Source organism: Candidatus Sulfuricurvum sp. RIFRC-1 (assembly GCF_000310245.1).
GTDB lineage: Bacteria > Campylobacterota > Campylobacteria > Campylobacterales > Sulfurimonadaceae > Sulfuricurvum.
This window is the reverse complement of the sequence record NC_020505.1, coordinates 1,101,185-1,120,308: the sequence shown is the minus strand read 5'-3', so window position 1 is coordinate 1,120,308 and position 19,124 is coordinate 1,101,185. Positions and strand designations below refer to the sequence as shown.

General features: G+C 41.3%; 9 protein-coding genes. 1 reads left to right on the top strand and 8 read right to left on the bottom strand.

Features of this window, described 5'->3' with window-relative positions:
• Positions 1–147 precede the first annotated feature (147 nt).
• From B649_RS05640 to B649_RS05615, 6 genes are all read right to left on the bottom strand, one after another.
• Positions 148–10,245: a calcium-binding protein gene (locus tag B649_RS05640; RefSeq protein WP_015653546.1), complete on the bottom strand. Its 10,098-nt coding sequence runs from the start codon at positions 10,243–10,245 to the stop codon at positions 148–150.
• Between the two features lie 12 nt (positions 10,246–10,257).
• Positions 10,258–10,953: a hypothetical protein gene (locus B649_RS05635; RefSeq protein WP_015653545.1), complete on the bottom strand. Its 696-nt coding sequence runs from the start codon at positions 10,951–10,953 to the stop codon at positions 10,258–10,260.
• The gene (locus tag B649_RS12160) at positions 10,950–14,012 is read right to left on the bottom strand and encodes a Calx-beta domain-containing protein (RefSeq protein ID WP_015653544.1); all 3,063 of its coding nucleotides are present in this window, start codon (positions 14,010–14,012) and stop codon (positions 10,950–10,952) included. The genes B649_RS05635 and B649_RS12160 overlap by 4 nt, the downstream gene beginning before the upstream one ends.
• A 374-nt stretch (positions 14,013–14,386) precedes the next feature.
• Entirely contained in the window at positions 14,387–14,683 is a 297-nt protein-coding gene (locus B649_RS05625) for a hypothetical protein (protein WP_015653543.1), read from the bottom strand.
• Complete coding sequence (locus B649_RS05620) at positions 14,680–16,542, bottom strand: hypothetical protein (protein WP_015653542.1); 1,863 nt, start codon at positions 16,540–16,542, stop codon at positions 14,680–14,682. Before B649_RS05620 ends, B649_RS05625 begins: the two co-directional genes overlap by 4 nt.
• A complete protein-coding gene (locus B649_RS05615; protein ID WP_291750953.1) occupies positions 16,539–17,492 on the bottom strand; it encodes a Calx-beta domain-containing protein in 954 nt (317 codons plus the stop codon). Before B649_RS05615 ends, B649_RS05620 begins: the two co-directional genes overlap by 4 nt.
• Before the next feature lie 76 nt (positions 17,493–17,568).
• Between B649_RS05615 and B649_RS12525 the strand changes: the two genes are divergently transcribed.
• Entirely contained in the window at positions 17,569–17,838 is a 270-nt protein-coding gene (locus B649_RS12525) for a hypothetical protein (RefSeq protein WP_291750952.1), read from the top strand.
• A gap of 135 nt (positions 17,839–17,973) precedes the next feature.
• On the opposite strand, the gene B649_RS05610 is transcribed toward B649_RS12525, so the two are convergent.
• Both B649_RS05610 and B649_RS05605 read right to left on the bottom strand, forming a co-directional pair.
• The gene (locus B649_RS05610; protein WP_015653540.1) at positions 17,974–18,486 is read right to left on the bottom strand and encodes a hypothetical protein; all 513 of its coding nucleotides are present in this window, start codon (positions 18,484–18,486) and stop codon (positions 17,974–17,976) included.
• Positions 18,487–18,574: 88 nt separating this feature from the next.
• Positions 18,575–19,027: a hypothetical protein gene (locus tag B649_RS05605; RefSeq protein WP_015653539.1), complete on the bottom strand. Its 453-nt coding sequence runs from the start codon at positions 19,025–19,027 to the stop codon at positions 18,575–18,577.
• Between the last annotated feature and the right edge of the window lie 97 nt (positions 19,028–19,124).

Genomic DNA, 19,124 nt, shown 5'->3' with positions numbered 1-19,124 from the left:
CCATTATTATGTTAATCATACGGAAATACGTATATTTATAGGTTCAAATCATATACTCAATCACATAAAATTCCCATAAATCATCATGATCCGATTGTCAGTAATCCCCGAAGAAGGAACTACTGACCTCATAGAGGTTCTTGTGCCCTATAGAGTATGCCAACCACTTGCGACAATATTCATCATCGCTTGGTTGTTTTGGATTTGGGTGTTGTCTTTGAGATGGAATCCGTGATCTTTGCTGTAAGCGCTCAGCTGTTGAATGATTTGGTCCATATCGCTATTGGTGAGGTAACTGCCATCAGAGAGTTGGAGTTTCTCGATTCGGTTAGCCTCGTTCTTTTGGTTATTGATCGTGATAAACTCACTCTCTCCGTATTGGAGTAAGAGATCGTTTCCTCTCATGAGGAAGCTGATATCCTCTTTGGTAATTCCCTCACCGAAAAGGAGAGTATCGTTTCCTCCGTTTTGACCAATATAATGTCCGAAGAAGTTAAAGCCTAAAATGTTTTCATGGATAGTTGTGTTATTACTTCCATTGGTGACTAGGTAGGTATCGTTTCCGGTACTGCCGATGAGGGTATTTGTCCCCTCACCTCCCTGAAGCAGGTCATTACCCGCTCCGCCTTCGAGCATATCGTTACCTTTACCTCCGAAGAGTTTATCGTTACCCTCATCACCGCATAGGGTGTCATTACCGTTATCGCCATAAAGGATATCATCACCTGACTCTCCGCTCAGGGTATCGTTACCCTCTCCACCGATCAGAAGGTCGTTACCTCCGTTTCCGTATAAGAGATCGCCGTATCCTTTTCCAAAGAGGATATCGTTACCGTTGTGTCCTAAAATCAGATCACTTCGGTTATCGCTTCCGCTTATGAGGTCATTATTATCGCTTCCCCATTTGATTCCGAAGAAGCTTCCGCTGGAGCCGATTCTTTCTTTGGAGAGGTTAATAGCTCCTTGGGCAGTTTGGATGGATTCGACCCCTTTGGTCGGTGAGGTGAAGTAATCCGTTAAGATCACATCGTTTTTATCTTTGACATCGATACGGAGGTTATTGCCCTCTTGGAGGAAGGTGAGGTCACTCATGGAAATATCATTCATCATAAGGATATCCTCTCCGTCATTGTCATTGATGGTTAGGGTTTCTCCTCCGTAGGTGTAATGCCAGTCCGGTGTCATAAGGTTGGTAAAGTTGAGTGTCGTCGTGATACTTTCACCGTGTCCGTCATTGATGGTAATCGTAGCATTGGACTCTCCGTCGTAGTAACGCTCTGAGGTGTAGGTATACTCCCCTTTTTCATTGATGGTGAGTGTTCCGTGTTCCGGTGTGGTGATAACGCTATACGAGAGCACATCACCGTCCACGTCGGAGGCTTTGATAGCTCCGGTGGTTGATGCACCTGCGAGGAGTGTTTTTGATTCCGGTGTCTCGGTTAAGATAGGTGCGTCATTCACTGCTTCGATAGCCAGTGAAAGTGTCATGGTCGTACTCAGTCCGTAGGCGTTGGTTACTTTGATGGTAACACTGTCATTACCGTTTTTATTGCTATCTGCTACATAAATCCATTCACCTGAATCATCGAGATTCAAATAGCCATACTCAGCTTCATTTACGATTTCATAACGTAATACACCGCCAACAGGATTAACAACATCCAGTGTTCCGAATGTCACGTCATCTTCGAGGAGCTCAACCGTACTATCGGACAATGTCGGAGCAGAGACTTTTACATCGAAACTCAATGTTTGAGTGATTAGCCCTCCGTTGCCGTCATCGATCGTGATAATGGCGCTGTCTCCACCCATGTATCCATCTGCTGCGCTGTAACTCCAGTCCCCTGCTTCGTTGACACTGAGGGTTCCGTGAGATGTAGCGGTACTGACAGTGTAAGAGAGGGTATCGCCGTCGATGTCGGTAGCACCTACTTCTCCGCTGAGGATGCGGATGTCTTGGAGGGTGTGGGTGGTTTCGCTTGGGGCTTCCGGGGCTTGGTTGAGAGCTTCCATTACAAACGATAATGTTGTTGTAGTTTCCCCTCCTCGTCCATCTTGGATCGCAATTATAACTGTGTCCGTACCCGCATCACGTGATGTACCGGTATAAGTCCAGATTCCGTATTGATTAATACTGATTGTTCCCATCGTCGGTGCTGATGTGATTGTGTATTTCAGGCTATCCCCATCGATATCATCGGCGAGTAAGATCCCTTTGGCGCTGCGCTCTTTTCCGAGGTTGCGTTCACCCTCTTCAAAGAACATCTCCGGTGCATGGTTGGTGTTTTTCTCGATCAGTTCAGAGAGCATGTACGCTTCTCCACTACTAAATGCGAACGATTCGAGTTTGAAATCATCGACATTCCAGTTTTTGATAGTGATTTGATCGATGGCATCACTGGCAACTCCCTCATTGTAAGCGAACGTTACGATGAGATCTTCACTCTCGATATTGACGATAACATCACGGCGTTCGATAGTGTTACCGAAATAGAGGGTATCTGCCCCTCCCGCATCGATAATAAGATCTTTACCGTCTCCTTTTTCAAAGAGGTAGTAATCATCGCCTACTCCCCCCTCTAGGGTATCGTCTTCGCTGCCCCCTTCGAGAGTATCGTCCCCTGCTCCGGCAGAGAGGTAGTCATCACCTGAGAGACCGGAGAGATAATCACTCCCCTCTTTACCGTAAAGCATTTCAGAGCCTTCCAACCCGTAGAGGACGTCATTGCCGCTATTACCGCTCAGAGTATCTCCCGCATCCAATACCCGCATTGTCAAATCGCCCTCAACATCGAGGAGCAGATCATAGATACCTTGGCGGTTCAATGTGGTGCCATCAGCAAACGTAAACTGCTCGATCGCACCGGTCTCGTTAAACCAATTTTTAATGGTGAGGGTATTCGATAATTCGGTAATCGGGGTATCGTCTTCGGCATTCTCGCGGATACCGATACGCAGATCATCGGTTCCGCGAATCCATTGCACCACTAGACGATCAGATGTTATTCCGCTGATAAATTTGATCGTATCGGCACCGTTACCGTTGTCATCGATCACATCTGATCCGCTGCCAAAAGCGATGACATAGGTATCGTTTCCGACATCGCCGCTGAGGGTTTCGTTGTCAGTCGTACCGTAGATCGTATCGTTATCGGTGATGGTGTCGTTTGCATCTATTTTGAACCATACGTCGCGCATTGTTCCGGTATCACTCAACGTCGTGTAGTTGGTTTCGTTGGTGATGATGTTGCCGTTTTCCGTGGTTTGGGTGTAAACACTGCCGTCTGAAGTATTCAAAGAAAGTGATGTTACTCCCGCAACCGAGAGATCGACCAATTCGCCGGCATCGGTTTTTCCGTTCTGATTAGCGTCTTTCCAGAGTTTGAGCTGAAAGAAATCGGTATCGTTTTTATCGATTACACCGTCGCTGTTGATATCGTATTGAGCCAATGCCGCGTAACCGTCAGTTGCAAGAGATCCGTCGGCAAGTTTGGTCTTATCTCCGAAGAGCTCGCTGCCGTCGTTAATGATTTCATCGTTATTGATATCGTGCACCAATAGTGCATCTCCACGCTCGATCCATGCCGTGTGCTCTTTGAGACCATCAGCACTGTAATCGAAATAGGTGTGGGAATCGATGAGAGAAACAGAAGTTTTTCCATTGGTGTTAAGATCAAGGATAAGCGGTGGGGAATAGGTCGAATTAGTTATGTCTACAATTGTAGGATTCCCATTAACAATTGCGGTATGTCCATTACCGGATTTATCCACTAAAGGATCATTTCCCTCAAAATCATATTTAACGACTAATCCATCCGTTATTACACTTCCGTTTTTTATGTTCATGACTTCATCAGCACTTAAAGCTCTATCGTATATTTGAATATCATCCATAAGTCCATTTATATATCCATAACTCATGCCACCTGCAACGATTGGAGCGAATACATTCGCTGAGCTAGATGAAATACCTGTATGAACCAAAACACCATTTAGATAAATCGAAGGGATTTTATTTTCATATACAACCATAATATGATTGTATTCAGATCCAATATTACCTGAATAAACGGCTGTAGCCGGCATAAAACCATTAGCATGTTCATAGACACTGATCCCATTTGTACCTATAGACATTCCACTGCCAGCTAAACCATTAGCAGAAGTAGGAGCATATGTTCCCCAAGCAGGTTCAAATGCATAATGCTGGTTCCATACGCCTTCTATTCCAGAGCTACTTTCAGGGTCAATTTGATGTGTGGCAGAAACTTTTATCCATGCTCCGAATGAAAATGAATTGGTAATTTGCATCGCTTCATCACGGCTCAGTAGTGAAATCGTGTCATTTCCATCAAATTGCATCGACTGAAAGTTCAAGTTATCGATAGGTGTGACAGTAATTAATTCATTTGGGTTCACCATCTCGCCATCAAAAAGTTGAAAATCCTCAACTTTATTGTTGCTATAAAACCAATTCTTAATTGTAATCTTATCACTCAATTCCTCGAACGATTTTTCACCATCCGCAATCCCGACAATAAGATTACTACCGCTTTGTTTTACAATCAAATCATCTCTGCTAATCCCTTCACCAAATACTAAGGTATCATTTCCACTGAGATCATAAATAGTATCTTTACCATCCCCTCTGTTGTATTTATAGACATCATTTCCGCTGCCATCACTCACACTGTCATCGCCAGTACCCATCGTAATAACGTCGTTACCGGATCCACCTTCGATGGTGTCATTACCCGAACCCGCATCGATACGGTCATTTCCATTTCCGGCATTGATACTATCATCACCTCCGTTTGTTTCGAAAGTATCATCCAAAGTAGTTCCGATGATACTATTTACATCATCTCCATAAATAAGGTATTGACTCGATACCCATCCATAGTTAAACGTAGTAGTCGGATAGGTTCCGTTCTTATCGATTACAAGATTTTCACCGTTGCTAAAAATGATTTTTTCTACCCCGCGATTTGCATTTGCCCAGTTTTTGATGACCACGTAATCTCTGAGTTGCTCATACGTCTCAACTTTCGAGGTGATTTTGAGGATAAGATCATTTCCAACTACACCGAATGTAACATCGCTTTTATTGATTCCGCCGCTGAGATAGAGGGTATCATTTCCGGCATTGACGTCGATTTGTCCCTGCTGATACTGATCATCAATCACGACGGCAAAATCACCTCGATTATAAACGTAGGTATTGTTTCCACTACCGCCGTACATAATAGCACCCGGTTTGCTGTAAAGTGCTCCATAGATGTCATTGGCTACAAACAATCCGGCGATATCCGATTGATTCATCGAGGTATTGTCAGCAAAAACGATGCTTTCGATGTTGGTTTCGGATTTAAACCAGTCGGTGATAGTCACGACATCACTGAGCAGATCAAACGTTTTATTGATTTCAGCAATACCAATCAGGAGATTATTTCCCTGTTGTTTAAAGATCAGATCGTCTTTGGTGATCCCATCGCCGAATTTTAGAGTGTCGTTACCCAGCTCGTCAAATACATTGTCGGCTCCATCTCCTCGGTTGAAGAGGTATACATCGCTTCCTGTTCCCCCTTTGAGAGTATCAGTCCCTGTATCGCCTTTGAGGATATCATTGCCTTTTCCACTTAAGATCGTGTCATTTCCCGCACCACCGCTGAGGGTGTCCGCTCCATCTCCTGTGATGAGTGTGTCGTTACCGCCGAATGCATCAACGATGACTCCCTCATCGCCGAATACGACATAATCATCCCCATCGCTGGAGCGTTCGATCTGTGTGAGGGTGATTGCGCTACCGTCACTGAGGCGGAGATTTTCAACTCGATACACTACGTTTCGCCAGCCGCTGATCGTGATCACGTCGCTGAGTTGATCGAAGCTCTTGCCATCTTCGCGGATCGCGATTTGCAGATCGTCGCTGCCGTTTACGACACGGGCGATCAGATTATCCGCAGTAATTCCCTCGCCGAAGATAAGGGAATCGAGCCCTGAACTATCGGTGATGCGGTCTTTGCCATCTCCGATGCCGAAACGGTAGGTATCGTTACCCGCACCCCCTTCGAGAGCATCGGCACCTGTGCCACCGCTGAGAGTGTCGTCTCCTGCTCCCGCTTTGAGCGTATCGTTCCCCTCGCCTCCGCTAAGAGTGTCATTACCGTTATTGGAGATGAGGATATCGTTACCCGCTCCACCGCTGAAGGTGTCATTTCCATTGGCACTGATCACGGTATCGTTACCGCCGAGTGCATCGATCACCGTATCGCTATCTCCGAAGACGAGGTAATCATCTCCGTCCGTCCCCCCCTGCATTTCAGAGAGGCTGACAACCGTACCGTCAAAGAGGGTGATGTTTTCAACACGCTTGTTGGCATCAAACCAGTTTTTCAGCGTTACGATATCGTTGAGGGCATCGAACCCTTTGCCGCTTTCACGGATAGCGATTTGAAGATCGTTGCTTCCGCTTACCGCACGGGCGACTAGATCGGCTTTGGTAATTCCCTCACCGAAACGGAGGGTGTCGTTACCTCCTGAGCCGTAAGGGTATTCATCGATAATCGTATCACGACCATCTCCAAGGTTAAAGAGATAGAGATCATCTCCCAATCCACCTTGAAGTGTGTCCTCACCTGTATTACCGGATAAGGCATCATTTCCATTTTCACCATAGAGAATATCGTTACCTTCACCGCCCTCTAGCGTATCATTACCACTTCCAGCGATAAGGGTATCATTGCCTGCATCTCCATAGAGAGCATCATTACCATCACCGCTTCGTAAAGTGTCATTTCCGGCTCCGCCATGAACGGTATCAGCGGCAGTTCCTGTGATAACAACATCATCCCCGCCAAGTGTATCGAGGGTCGTTACACTGTCGCCGTAAATGAGATTATCCGATCCTTCAGTTGCGAATTGAATAGCCGCTAAATCGACGATACTTTTGTCATTAAGGGTGATGGTTTCAATACGGTTGTTGGTGTTAACCCAATTTTTGATTGTGAGGAGATCATTTAGCTCATCAAATGATTTAGTTCCCTCTTTAATGCCGATAATCAGATCATCACCGACAACACGGGCGATCAGGTCTTCAATAGTGATATTTTCACCGAATGTCAGCGTATCATTTCCGGCGTTGGACTGGTTGGAACCGTTATAGCCGTAGCGGTATTCATCGATGATGGTGTCTTTGCCGTCACCTCTACTGTAGATATAGAGATCATCTCCCAATCCCCCTTGCAGGCTGTCGCTACCGATTCCACCGCTTAGAATATCGTTGCCATCTCCTGCTACAAGGACATCATCCCCTTCATTACCACTGAGAGTATCATCACCCGCACCTGTATTGATCGTGTCATTACCTGCACCACCACTAATCGTATCGGCTCCGCTTCCTGCAGTGATGGTATCGTCACCGCCTCCGAGATTGAGATTCGCCGACGTGTTCCCGTAAAAAAGTGTATCGTTTTCATCACTGACGCTCTGCAACGATTCGATTGCCAAAGAGGTACCGTCACTCAGGGTAATGGCTTCGATTCGATTGGCGGCATTGAGTGTCCAGTTTTTGACCGTGATGACGTCGCTAAGTTCCTCAAATATTTTACCCGACTCACGCAGAGCGATAATCATATCGGAACCGACTGTTTTTACGATCAGATCACTTTGGGTAATCCCATCCCCGAAACGAAGCGTATCCGTACCCGAACTGTCTGTGATGACATCTTTCCCATCGCCGAGATTGTAGATATACGTGTCGTTACCCGCTCCACCCTCTAGGATATCGACACCCGTTCCACCATGCAGTGTATCATTCCCCGTTTCGCCGTAGAGTTTGTCGGCACCTTCTCCGCCGATCAGCGTGTCATTGTCGCCACCTGCATAAACCGTGTCATTTCCCTCTCCGGCAATAATCGTATCGTCTCCCCCATACGTATATACCGTATCGTTTCCGCCTAGCGTATCGACAGTGTCATTACTGTTAGTCAATTCGATATAATCATCTCCTTCTGTTTTTGGGAATAGCAGCTCATTTAGGTCTACTTGGCTATCTCCTGCAAAGAGGATACTCTCTACACGGTTAGCTGCTTTTTTCCAATCGATGATTCGTATCTGATCACTCGGATCAGATTTGAGAGTGATGATGAGATCGGTGTTTTTGACCTCGATGGTTACCTCGTCCAAAGTGATATTTTCGAGCTTGAGAGTATCTATTCCCCCTGCATCGTAAATCGTATCGGCTCCATCCCCCTTGCTAAAGATGTAGGTGGTATTTCCGCCTGCATTGTCACGAATGAGATCATCACCTTTATCTCCTTGGATAGTCACCGCTCCGGTAGAGTTTATAACGAGAGATTCATTGTTGCCGTCTCCATAAACATGGGTATTGGCATAGCTGTACATCCCGCTATCTTTTGCAAACTGGAAGTGAACTTTTTCCTCCATAATGTCGGTGATGGTACTTTTGAGGGTGGTGTCGGTGATCGAATCGATCATTGTCTTTGCATCGAAATGCAAGAACGTCCCCTCCAAGTTGTTCATCATAGAAGCGAGGTAGAGTTTATCAGTTTGTGCGATGGTGGTGGTGTTGAGATACGCAGTGATCTTGGTCGTAAATGCCGCACTGTCATCGATCACGAACTCATCGATACTGATATCATAATGGGTATCGCTAAACACATCGGGGTAATAGGCTTGGATGGCGAACATCGCCTCGTAGCGTTCCATGAGGAGGTTGAAATGTTCGTGGATATACGCTTCGTTTCCGAAGTCTTGGGTATGGTAGCCGCCGTTGGTGTTCATGCTTAGATGAACTTCACTGCGCCATCCATCTTTTTTAGATCCTACGAATCGTTCGAGTATCCACAGTTTTAGAGAAGGGACTTCGTAGAGGTAGGGAGAGAACTGCTCTTCACTGATCCCTTTACTTTTTGCCATATCGTAAAACCCTGACCATCGGAGGATAAACTCTCCGAAGTTGGCACTGGCGTGTTTTTTATCATTCATAAATGAAAGGGCGAGTTCTTTGAGCTTAGGATCGAGGTTATAGGCTTTAAAGCTATTGTCTATATAACCATATCCTCTCATCTGAGGGAGTGTTTCGGTGATAGGATCTATGGTATAGGTATCGGGAGTCGTGGAATTACTGACTCTCTCGGTAGCTAGGAGCTGTATATCGGCGGCGAGTTCACGCTCACCTGTGCTGTCTCCGTAGCGTCCCGCTTCGGAGAGGATATTGCCATTTAGGTTGATGTTGGTGCCGATGACGTTTAGTTCGATATTCTTGACACCTGCTTGGCTGAGGGATTTGAGTTCGTTTGCTTGGCTGATACCATCACCGTTGGTGTCTTGCCATACTTTGAGCTGGGAGAAGAGTGCGTCACGTCTATCGATGATGTTGTCATAGTTGGTATCGGCTACACTTCGCAGTTCTGCAAATCCGCTGAGTCCGTCTTTACCGAATACTTCGCCTATCCCCTCGATCTTGCCGTTCATGTTTTTATCATAAACGAGGAATCCATCCTCAGGAGCTATCCATCCTACTCTCTCTTTGACACCGTCACCTGTGATATCGAAATAGACTTGGGAATCCTCTAGGGCTATGGTCGAGATCTTACCGTCTTGGTTGAGATCGAGGACAAGAGGGTCGTGGGGTTGGGGTTCATCGGGATCGTAGGGGTGGGGGTGTGGATTTGTTGGGTCTGGTTTTGGGGTGTTTGGTGTCGGTGAATTTGGGTCATTAGGTGTTGGGCTATTGGGATCATATGGGATAAATCCCATATCTCTTAAACGTTGTTTTTCTTCCTCAGAAAGTGTCTTTGAAACTTCAGGATGATTTTTAAAATATTCTTTTAAATGTTCAACAACACCTTCACCATCAAGACCAAGTTTTTTTGATAATGTTGAAAATCCAAATCCTGCTAAAACTCCCAAAAGTGCATTTTTACTTACCAAACCTACCAAAGCACCAAATGTTATTGCTTCAACCTGATTGACTGACATTTCAGCAAGATTTGTTTCTGTAGTTTTAGTATGATCCCAATTAAGAGCCAAATCAAGAGCTAAATTTTTACCTTTAAAAAATTCATCCCAATGTGATAAGTTAGATGTTGTACCTAAATTATCATTTGCATACTGCAAATATTCCCGTTGTCCCCAGCTTTCTAAATCAGTCCCTAGAAGAAACCAATCCTTTACTTCAATTAATTCTTCACTTGAATTATTATCTTTAGAACTTGCCATGATATTTTCCTCTTATTTCATTTTTAAATTTGAATTTTTTTTAGATACAAACCACATATTTTGTGGCAACTCTTCTATTCTTATTCCATAATTAGACTGCATATATTCATTTATATTTTTGTCATTTTCAGTATCGAGCATGATAACTATATGATTATTTTCATGGTCTATTATTGACATGTACGCATAATGAAATGATAATAATGTGAGAGTTTCATGGTGTAATAATCTATAAATCCAGTGTACCATTTGTGAAGATAACAGAATGGCTGGAAAAAGTAGAGGTAAACCGAAAAAAATTATGAGTACTCCAAAAAGTTTTGCACCATAAATTCGATTTACTTTTTGAGACTTAGGACTGGAAAATAATGTAGCAACCCTTACCGCTTCATCAATCTGATTTAAATATAATGTTCGGTTATAATAAGTGCTAACTATCCTATCACTGTAAAATTCAATCTTAGTATTTTTTGCAGAATAAAACAATATTTTCAAAATGCCAAATAATGTTGCTACTCCGATAATTAGCAACATAATTTTGATATTTTTATCTTTCAGAAATTCAGATAGATTAAAATCATATCCAATCCACAATATATAGAATATGATTGAAAGCATAGGTATAAAAATATATACTCTATCCATCCAAAACATTTCATCTTTGATTGAAAATATCGGTTCTTCGTTTGATTGTTTTTTACTAATCATGCTACTTTCCTTTGTGTTATATTTGATTTGAGATACCGTCCCGCTTTACTGAGGAGATTGCCATTGAGGTTGATGTTGGTACCGATGACGTTTAGTTCGATATTCTTAACTCCTGCACTAGAGAGGGATTTAAGTTCGTTTGCTTGAGAGATACCGTCACCGTTGGTGTCTTGCCATACTTTTAGCTGGGAGAAAAGTGCGTCACGTCTATCGATGATGTTATCGTAGTTGGTATCGGCAACGCTTCGCAGTTCCGCAAATCCGCTGATGCCGTCTTTACCGAATACTTCACCGATCCCCTCGATCTTGCCGTTCATGTTTTTATCGTAAACGAGGAATCCATCTTGTGGGGCTACCCATCCTACTCTCTCTTTGATCCCATCACCTGTTATATCAAAATAGACTTGGGAATCAGCTAATGCTATGGTAGAGATTTTCCCGTCTTGGTTGAGATCAAGCACTAATGGATCGTGGGGCTGGGGAGTTTCTGGGTTGTAGGGAAATGGGTGCGGTTCTGGTTCCGGATCATCGTCGATGATGGTTCCTGTCCCAGTATTGACGAGGAGGACTTGGTATTGTCCCCCTTGGTAGTCGTGTCCGGTCATGGTCACTTCAAATGTTTCGTCGGGTTCTACGATAGCATCGTTTGTCCATAGGCTATACACTTCTCCTGAACGTTCTCCTGCTGCAATCGTCACATCACCCAGTGAGGTAATGATGGTAATATCGCGTTCGAGTTCTTTGGATAATTTCACAGTGAAGCTCATATGTTCTGCCGCTTCTTTGGCAGATCCATCACTGATGTGGGCTGTAATATACTCTGGATCATCATCGTCGTAGATGGTTCCTACACCTACGTTTGAAAGTAAAACTTGTTCAGGTCCGGTATAGTCTGTTGAGAGGTAGGGAGCGATGGTAAAGTTTTCGGTAGGCTCGGGGATTTTGTCATCTTTGATAACTACCTCGTGATACGCACTTCGGCTTCCTGCGGCTATAGTGACACTAAAGCGGGGATTTGGAACATAATCATCCCCTTGTTTGGCAGTACCGTCTTGGGTTACCAAATCAATCGTGATATCTTCACTGAGCACCTCTGAGAGGCTGATGATGAATCCCATCGTCCCTGCACTCTCTACGGCTTGAGCGTTCGAGACGCTGATGGTGACGTATTTGGGATCGGTGGTTGGATCGGGGTTATTGGGATCATTATCTGCATCATCGTCTTCGATGGTAAAGGGTTGAACATCTACGAGAGTGTAATCGACGGGGGTTCCGCTACTGTCTACGACACTTTGTACGAGCGCATAAAATGTTTCAGTCGATTCAGGTTTATCATCATTGACGATACCGACATTAAACTCTGCGTAGGTAGATCCTGCGGCGATGGTGACCGTGATCGCGTCGTTTCTTACATAGTCGGGATAGCTTCCTCCTGCTACGGCACTGTCATCTTGGGTATAGAGGGTGAGGGTGAGATCGGTATCGTAGATTTTATTGATCGTCACTGCTCCTGTGGCTATACCTGCGTTCTCACTTACGGTAGGGGCAAATACGGAGACGTTTAGACCATCATCGTCTTCGATGGTGAGGGGGGTGATATCTTTGATCGTGTATTGGATCGGTTGGTTGGAGGTATCAGTTACCGAATCGATTTGGGTAAAGAAGGTCTCACGTCCCTCCACTCTTTGATCATCGATGAGAGTGACGCTGAAATCTCCTTCTATCTCTCCGGCTCGGATAGTGACAGTGATGTTGTTGTTTGAATGGTAATCTTCTCCCGTGCGTGCACTGTCATCCAATGTTGAGAGGTGGATGATGATGTCTCTTCCGTAGGCTTGGGTGAGGACGACTTTACCTGTCACTACTCCATCATTCTCGTTTGCCATATGGCCGATGATGGTGAGTTCTGGGAGTTCGTCAGTGAGAGTAATACCGAGGGATTTGGCATCTTTGTGGTAGTTTTCGATAGTGAGAAATTGCTCCCCTTTTTGATAAATCAGGGCGTTGGTGGTTTTTAGGAGGTAGTAGGTTCCTCCATCTCCCTCGTATTGGTCGTAGAGTTCGTGAGACTCGGTGAGGGTTCCGCCTTTTAGTATGTCTCCTTCGAAGGTAACCATCCCTTTGCCGTCGTCATCACTGATAGTGTCTCCATCACCTGCGATGTAGGTGTCGTAGCCTGTGCCGCCATAGAGATAATCGGCTTCACAATTATCGGATGTCCCGTAGCCGTCCATACCAAGCAGGGTATCATCGTTGGCTCCACCGTAGAGTTCGTCAGAACCTCGACCGCCAATTAAAACATCATTACCCGAATCACCGAAGAGAATATCATCATTCTCACCACCTTCGAGACGGTCATCTCCTTCACCGCTCCAGAGGATGTCGTTTCCGCCCCCACCAATCAGTACATCATTGCCGCCGTTACTTTCGAGATAGTCATCTCCGTACCCGCCATCGAGGTAATCGTTACCCCCACCGCCGTAAAGTCCTCCCTCGGGGGTTGCACCGGAGAGGGCGTGTTTACCGTTTGATGTGGTATTAACTGCGTTTCCTATATCACCATCAGCACTTGGACTGCCGACAATATGCGTATCAATATCATGTAATTTATTAAAATAGTAGTTACCTGGTATTTGTTCGAGATCTTTTTGTGTACTTGCGCCAGGAGTATGATCTTTCCAATCACCAGCTGTTTGATAACCTTGACGGTAATATCTTATTTTTTCTGCCGAACCAACTACTTCATCAGTATATTTTCGTGCATCGTTAAAAATATTTTCGTAACTAGATTGTCGATTTACCAATTGTTTTAACTCATTATATGATGAATTTCGTATTGTTTCTACATCATCTAAATTATTTGCAGTTGCCATTACTGCAACATAAATTTCTTCGTCATCAGCTTCTAGATCTAAAAGATTAAGCAACAAGTGAGATAATTCATGGACCAATACTGCTTTTTTATCATAAGTAATAAAATTGTTTCCTCCAGCCGCAATCCCTGGCAAAGCATTTGGAAGCAATATTCTAAATCCTAAAATATTTTTTTGATCATCCATTATTGGTACTGTGCCACCAGCACCTCTTGTAATTTCAAATGCTGGGTACTTTCCTAAACTATATGCAGCATCAACTAAATCCAATAATTTTGTAATGTATTTTGCATCATCACCTAGTATGCTTAGTACCTTTGTTCTTACTGTCGTCATTTGTTCTCTCCTAGTTTGATTTTAGTGTGATATTTTTTATACGATGCGTCATCAATTTTTTGTGACTTTAAGAGGTCAGTTCTAATATAAATGTATTGCCTTGCATTAGATGATGCATCAAAGTAACCATCAGGCTTAATGACCACCCATTCTCCATCAGAAAATTGGTATATTGAAACTATTTTTTTATTCGTTTCAGTACGAATAAAATTAATATGATTGTCTTAAAGATTAAGCAACAAGTGAGATAATTCATGGACCAATACTGCTTTTTTATCATAAGTAATAAAATTGTTTCCTCCAGCCGCAATCCCTGGCAAAGCATTTGGAAGCAATATTCTAAATCCTAAAATATTTTTTTGATCATCCATTATTGGTACTGTGCCACCAGCACCTCTTGTAATTTCAAATGCTGGGTACTTTCCTAAACTATATGCAGCATCAACTAAATCCAATAATTTTGTAATGTATTTTGCATCATCACCTAGTATGCTTAGTACCTTTGTTCTTACTGTCGTCATTTGTTCTCTCCTAGTTTGATTTTAGTGTGATATTTTTTATACGATGCGTCATCAATTTTTTGTGACTTTAAGAGGTCAGTTCTAATATAAATGTATTGCCTTGCATTAGATGATGCATCAAAGTAACCATCAGGCTTAATGACCACCCATTCTCCATCAGAAAATTGGTATATTGAAACTATTTTTTTATTCGTTTCAGTACGAATAAAATTAATATGATTGTCTTCTGTATTAACCGTAATTTTTGGCTCTAAATTTTTTAAATCTATTTCTGATGTATGTTCAGTAGCTACAAGTGTATCAGTGTCTACGGATACTATATGATTGGATCGATCTTGTATCAAAAGTTGTTTTTTATCAGCACTTATAGAATTTTTGGATCGTTTTTTTGTTTTGATTATTTTTAAAATCTGTAAAGATTGACCATCTAAGAAAGCGATGTGCCGATTAAATTCAACGATAAGATTTTTTTTATTTGAACTTAAATCTAATCGGTATGGTGTATCTAATCCTGCAATTCCCATGTCAAAAATTGTAGCATTAACCTCAGTGGTTGCTATTTCTTTATTAGTAAGTAAACTCCATTTCTTAACGATTCCTGTTTCATCAATAGAGTATAAAATATTCTTTTGCTCGCCATTTGCTATTGCCATAACTTCACTGTGATGACCACATAATTTTCCGATTAATTTTTTATACTCAAAACTAAAAATTGAAATATTGAACTCATTTGGATGTAAGATAAATATTTTCTGATCATCCAATGAACTATATACTCTTTTAATCGGTAAATCCACATTTGTTTCAAAAAATTTCTCTATAGTAGGCGAAAGATTCCAAATACTCAACTTATCTGTTCCATCAGAATAAAAAAAGTATTTTAAGTTATTTGAAAAGGATGTTATATTGACATGTTTGGCTTGGAATTTATGTTTTGCTGTAGTATTACAATCATATATATTGGCTGAAATCATATTGTCAAAGTTTATCCCAATAACCTGATCCATGTTATTGGATAATTTTAAATATTCACCATCGATATTGCATCTATTTAGATTTTGAAGATTTATACATTCAATACAATCATCATAGAGTAAGAAAATAAAATTGCCTAATCTATTCAATTGCATTTCTTTTGGTATTTGATTTTGTCGCAAACCCGTTAATATATGAATTTCACCTGTTTCAGTGTCTATGCTTTTTAATAACTTGTTAGAAATAAATAATATTTTATTACCTAAATTAGTTACTGAGAATAAATCAACATTATCAAGTTTGAAATTACTAAATTTATTGTTTAAATTATCCCAAATGAATAATTTTTTATTACTGTCTTGTAATACGATATTTTTTGCATCGGAACTGATTGCTACATTTAAAAATTTTCCTGAAGTCATTGGTAGGGCAATTGAAGAAATTAATTTCTTAGAATCTACATCCCACAAATCTACAACATTATTCCCCTTGTCTAAGACAGTTAACAAAGATTCATCTGACGATAAACTCAAATCACCATAATATGCACTTCCTCTAGTGGATTGAAATTGATTAGTTTTTACATTACGAATTAAGTTCCATTCATAGACTTGATTTTTATTAGAATAAAAGATACTTTTTTTCTTTGATGCTAACTTGTAGTAATAAATATTTCCAATTTTTTCTACATCAATGGTATTAATTTCAGTATTTTTTCTTGCATCTATGATAGTAAATTTATTTCCAATTTGTCGTATACTTAATGAACCATCATCACTAAAGATAACATTTGAATACCAACCTTCAGTAGGTATAAACGGCACTCCAACTTCCTCCGCCCATACTCCCAATGTGAGAAGTATGATTAAGATAATGTGTTTCATGCGGCAACCTCTCTATCATATTGGGTTTTATTGATCGTCACTGCTCCTGTGGCTATACCTGCGTTTTCACTTACAGTAGGGGCAAATACGGAGACGTTTAGACCATCATCGTCTTCGATGGTGAGAGGGGTGATATCTTTGATCGTGTATTGGATCGGTTGGTTGGAGGTATCGGTTACTGAATCGATTTGGGCAAAAAAGGTCTCTCGTCCCTCTACGATCTGGTTATCGATGAGAGTGACGCTGAAGTCTCCTTCGGTCTCTCCGGCTGTGATAGTGACAGTGATGTTGTTGTTTGAATGGTAATCTTCTCCCGTGTGTGCACTGTCATCCAATGTTGAGAGGTGGATGATCATATCTCTGCCATAGGCTTGGGTGAGGACAACTTTTCCCGTTACGGTTCCGTCGTTTTCGTTTGCCATATGTCCTATGATGGTGAGTTCTGGGAGTTCGTCAGTGAGAGTAATACCGAGGGATTTGGCATCTTTGTGGTAGTTTTCGATAGTGAGAAATTGCTCCCCTTTTTGATAAATCAGGGCGTTGGTGGTTTTTAGGAGGTAGTAGGTTCCTCCATCTCCCTCGTATTGGTCGTAGAGTTCGTGAGACTCGGTGAGGGTTCCGCCGCTTAATATATCTCCTTCGAAGGTAACTATCCCTTTTCCGTCGTCATCCATGATGGTATCGCCATCGCCTGCGATGTAGGTGTCGTATCCTGTACCGCCTTCTAAAGTGTCGCCACTGAAGCCGCCATCAAGTAAATCATTTCCTGAACCTGTAATCAAAGTATTGACTTGTTCATTTCCAATAAGGGCTATATCCCATCCATTTTTTTTAGCTGCTTCATATGCATCAGGGGTATTGGAAGCCCAATCTCCATCAGCAAAATAACCTGTACGGAATAAATCACCTTCTTGTGTACCTGTTAACTTAGAATAATAATGTCGACCCATATTAAAAGCATTTTCATAACTTGAAACAGAATCTGGATTTGAATTATTATTTTGCAAATCAATTATTATCGAATTAATGTCTATGTTATTAGGAGTACTATTATCACTAACAATTGCTGCTAGTGTAGCAACATTAAATTCGGTATCTAGTTCAAATTTTGCTGTCGCACTCATTAATCGTAGAGCAATATGTGATAATTCATGTAGTAAAACTGTTTTTATATCTACAACAGCAAAGGCTAATTTATTATCAACGAAGCCTACTGGAACGTTAGGTAAAACTTGTGGTAATCCTATGCTGGCTATATTCCCACTTGTTTGCATAAAACCATTAGGTGTTATTTGAATATCAAATTTAATTCCTCCTGCTTCTCCATTAAAGACACTATTAAATTTTTGTCTGTTTAGTACAGTTAATAAATCTGCTAGTTGCTTCGGTATTGCGTACGTACTAATAAGCTGTTGTAAAGTTAATGCCATTTTATTTTTCTCCAATATTTAGTATTGTGTGGTATTTTTGATAAGCCGCATCATCGATTGAAATTAATTCACCTAATAGAGTTTTCATATAGATGTATTTCCGTCCATTAGATGAAGTATTAAAATATCCATTCGGTGTCATAATTACCCATTCACCATCAGGATATTCATAGAATGTTGCATATGCTTTTTGTGTTACAGAATCATAAAAAGTTCTATTCATGAAAAGCAATGCTGCTTTATCATTAATATATTTTTGATATGAAAGCTCTTTTTCATTTAAATGCTGGATTGCATTTGAATATTCTTGGATATTTAATGTTCTGAGATCAATTTTGTATTTTCCTCCGTAATCGAAAATATTTTCATCTTCCCAAAAATAAGGGTTAACTGTTGTGTCGTTTATAGTCTTCAATATAGTGAATGTCTTGATATCAATAACAAGAATATCTTCTAAAAATACAATAAGTAGTTTTGTGCGGTCGGGCGATAAAACTATTTTATATGGAGTCAACTGAACAGGCTCATTATGATTAACCCAGTTACATTGGTTTTTTAATACGCGTGTAATATTTAAATCAGCTTTTTTAATTTTTTCTAGTTTATAAGCATCCCATTCTTCTAACGTATCTTTTGTGATAAGAAATAGGGGGGGGGTCTAAGACAATGTCATTAATTGGTGTTGTAAACTTTACAGTTTTTTGTTTTTGCTTTTTTTCAATATCCCATAAAATTAAATTCATATCACTTTTTATTGGATACCCATTATGATTAATATCTTCTTGAACAGTGGTGATAATTAATGATTTTTCATCAGTTGATAATACAAAATTTGTAGCATTCTCAATGTGAAACTCATTGATCTTTTTAAATGGATATAAATACCAAACTTTAAACTTCCCAAATTCATCTAAAGAATATAGGTGTCTTCCGTTTCTTGATAAAACTGTTTTGTGATTGTCAATTGTAGAAATAGATTCCAATACAAATGGCACGCCAACTTCTTGCGCCCATACTCCCAGCGTGAGTAAGATTAATAGGATGATGTGTTTCATGTGAGATGCCCTTTATGGTTTAGTGTTAGAATGAAATATCAAAAGTTATAAGGAATAACTATAGCTAACCTCATAAAAATATTTTAATTTTTTATAG

Excerpts from the sequence above, each read along its gene's own strand:
- B649_RS05620 (WP_015653542.1), bottom strand. The coding sequence starts at position 16,542 with ATGAAACACATTATCTTAATCATACTTCTCACATTGGGAGTATGGGCG.
- B649_RS05625 (WP_015653543.1), bottom strand. The coding sequence starts at position 14,683 with ATGACGACAGTAAGAACAAAGGTACTAAGCATACTAGGTGATGATGCA.
- B649_RS12160 (WP_015653544.1), bottom strand. The coding sequence starts at position 14,012 with ATGGATGATCAAAAAAATATTTTAGGATTTAGAATATTGCTTCCAAAT.
- B649_RS05635 (WP_015653545.1), bottom strand. The coding sequence starts at position 10,953 with ATGATTAGTAAAAAACAATCAAACGAAGAACCGATATTTTCAATCAAA.
- B649_RS05640 (WP_015653546.1), bottom strand. The coding sequence starts at position 10,245 with ATGGCAAGTTCTAAAGATAATAATTCAAGTGAAGAATTAATTGAAGTA.
- B649_RS12525 (WP_291750952.1), top strand. The coding sequence starts at position 17,569 with ATGTCTATGTTATTAGGAGTACTATTATCACTAACAATTGCTGCTAGT.
- B649_RS05605 (WP_015653539.1), bottom strand. The coding sequence starts at position 19,027 with ATGAAACACATCATCCTATTAATCTTACTCACGCTGGGAGTATGGGCG.
- B649_RS05615 (WP_291750953.1), bottom strand. The coding sequence starts at position 17,492 with ATGGGTCGACATTATTATTCTAAGTTAACAGGTACACAAGAAGGTGAT.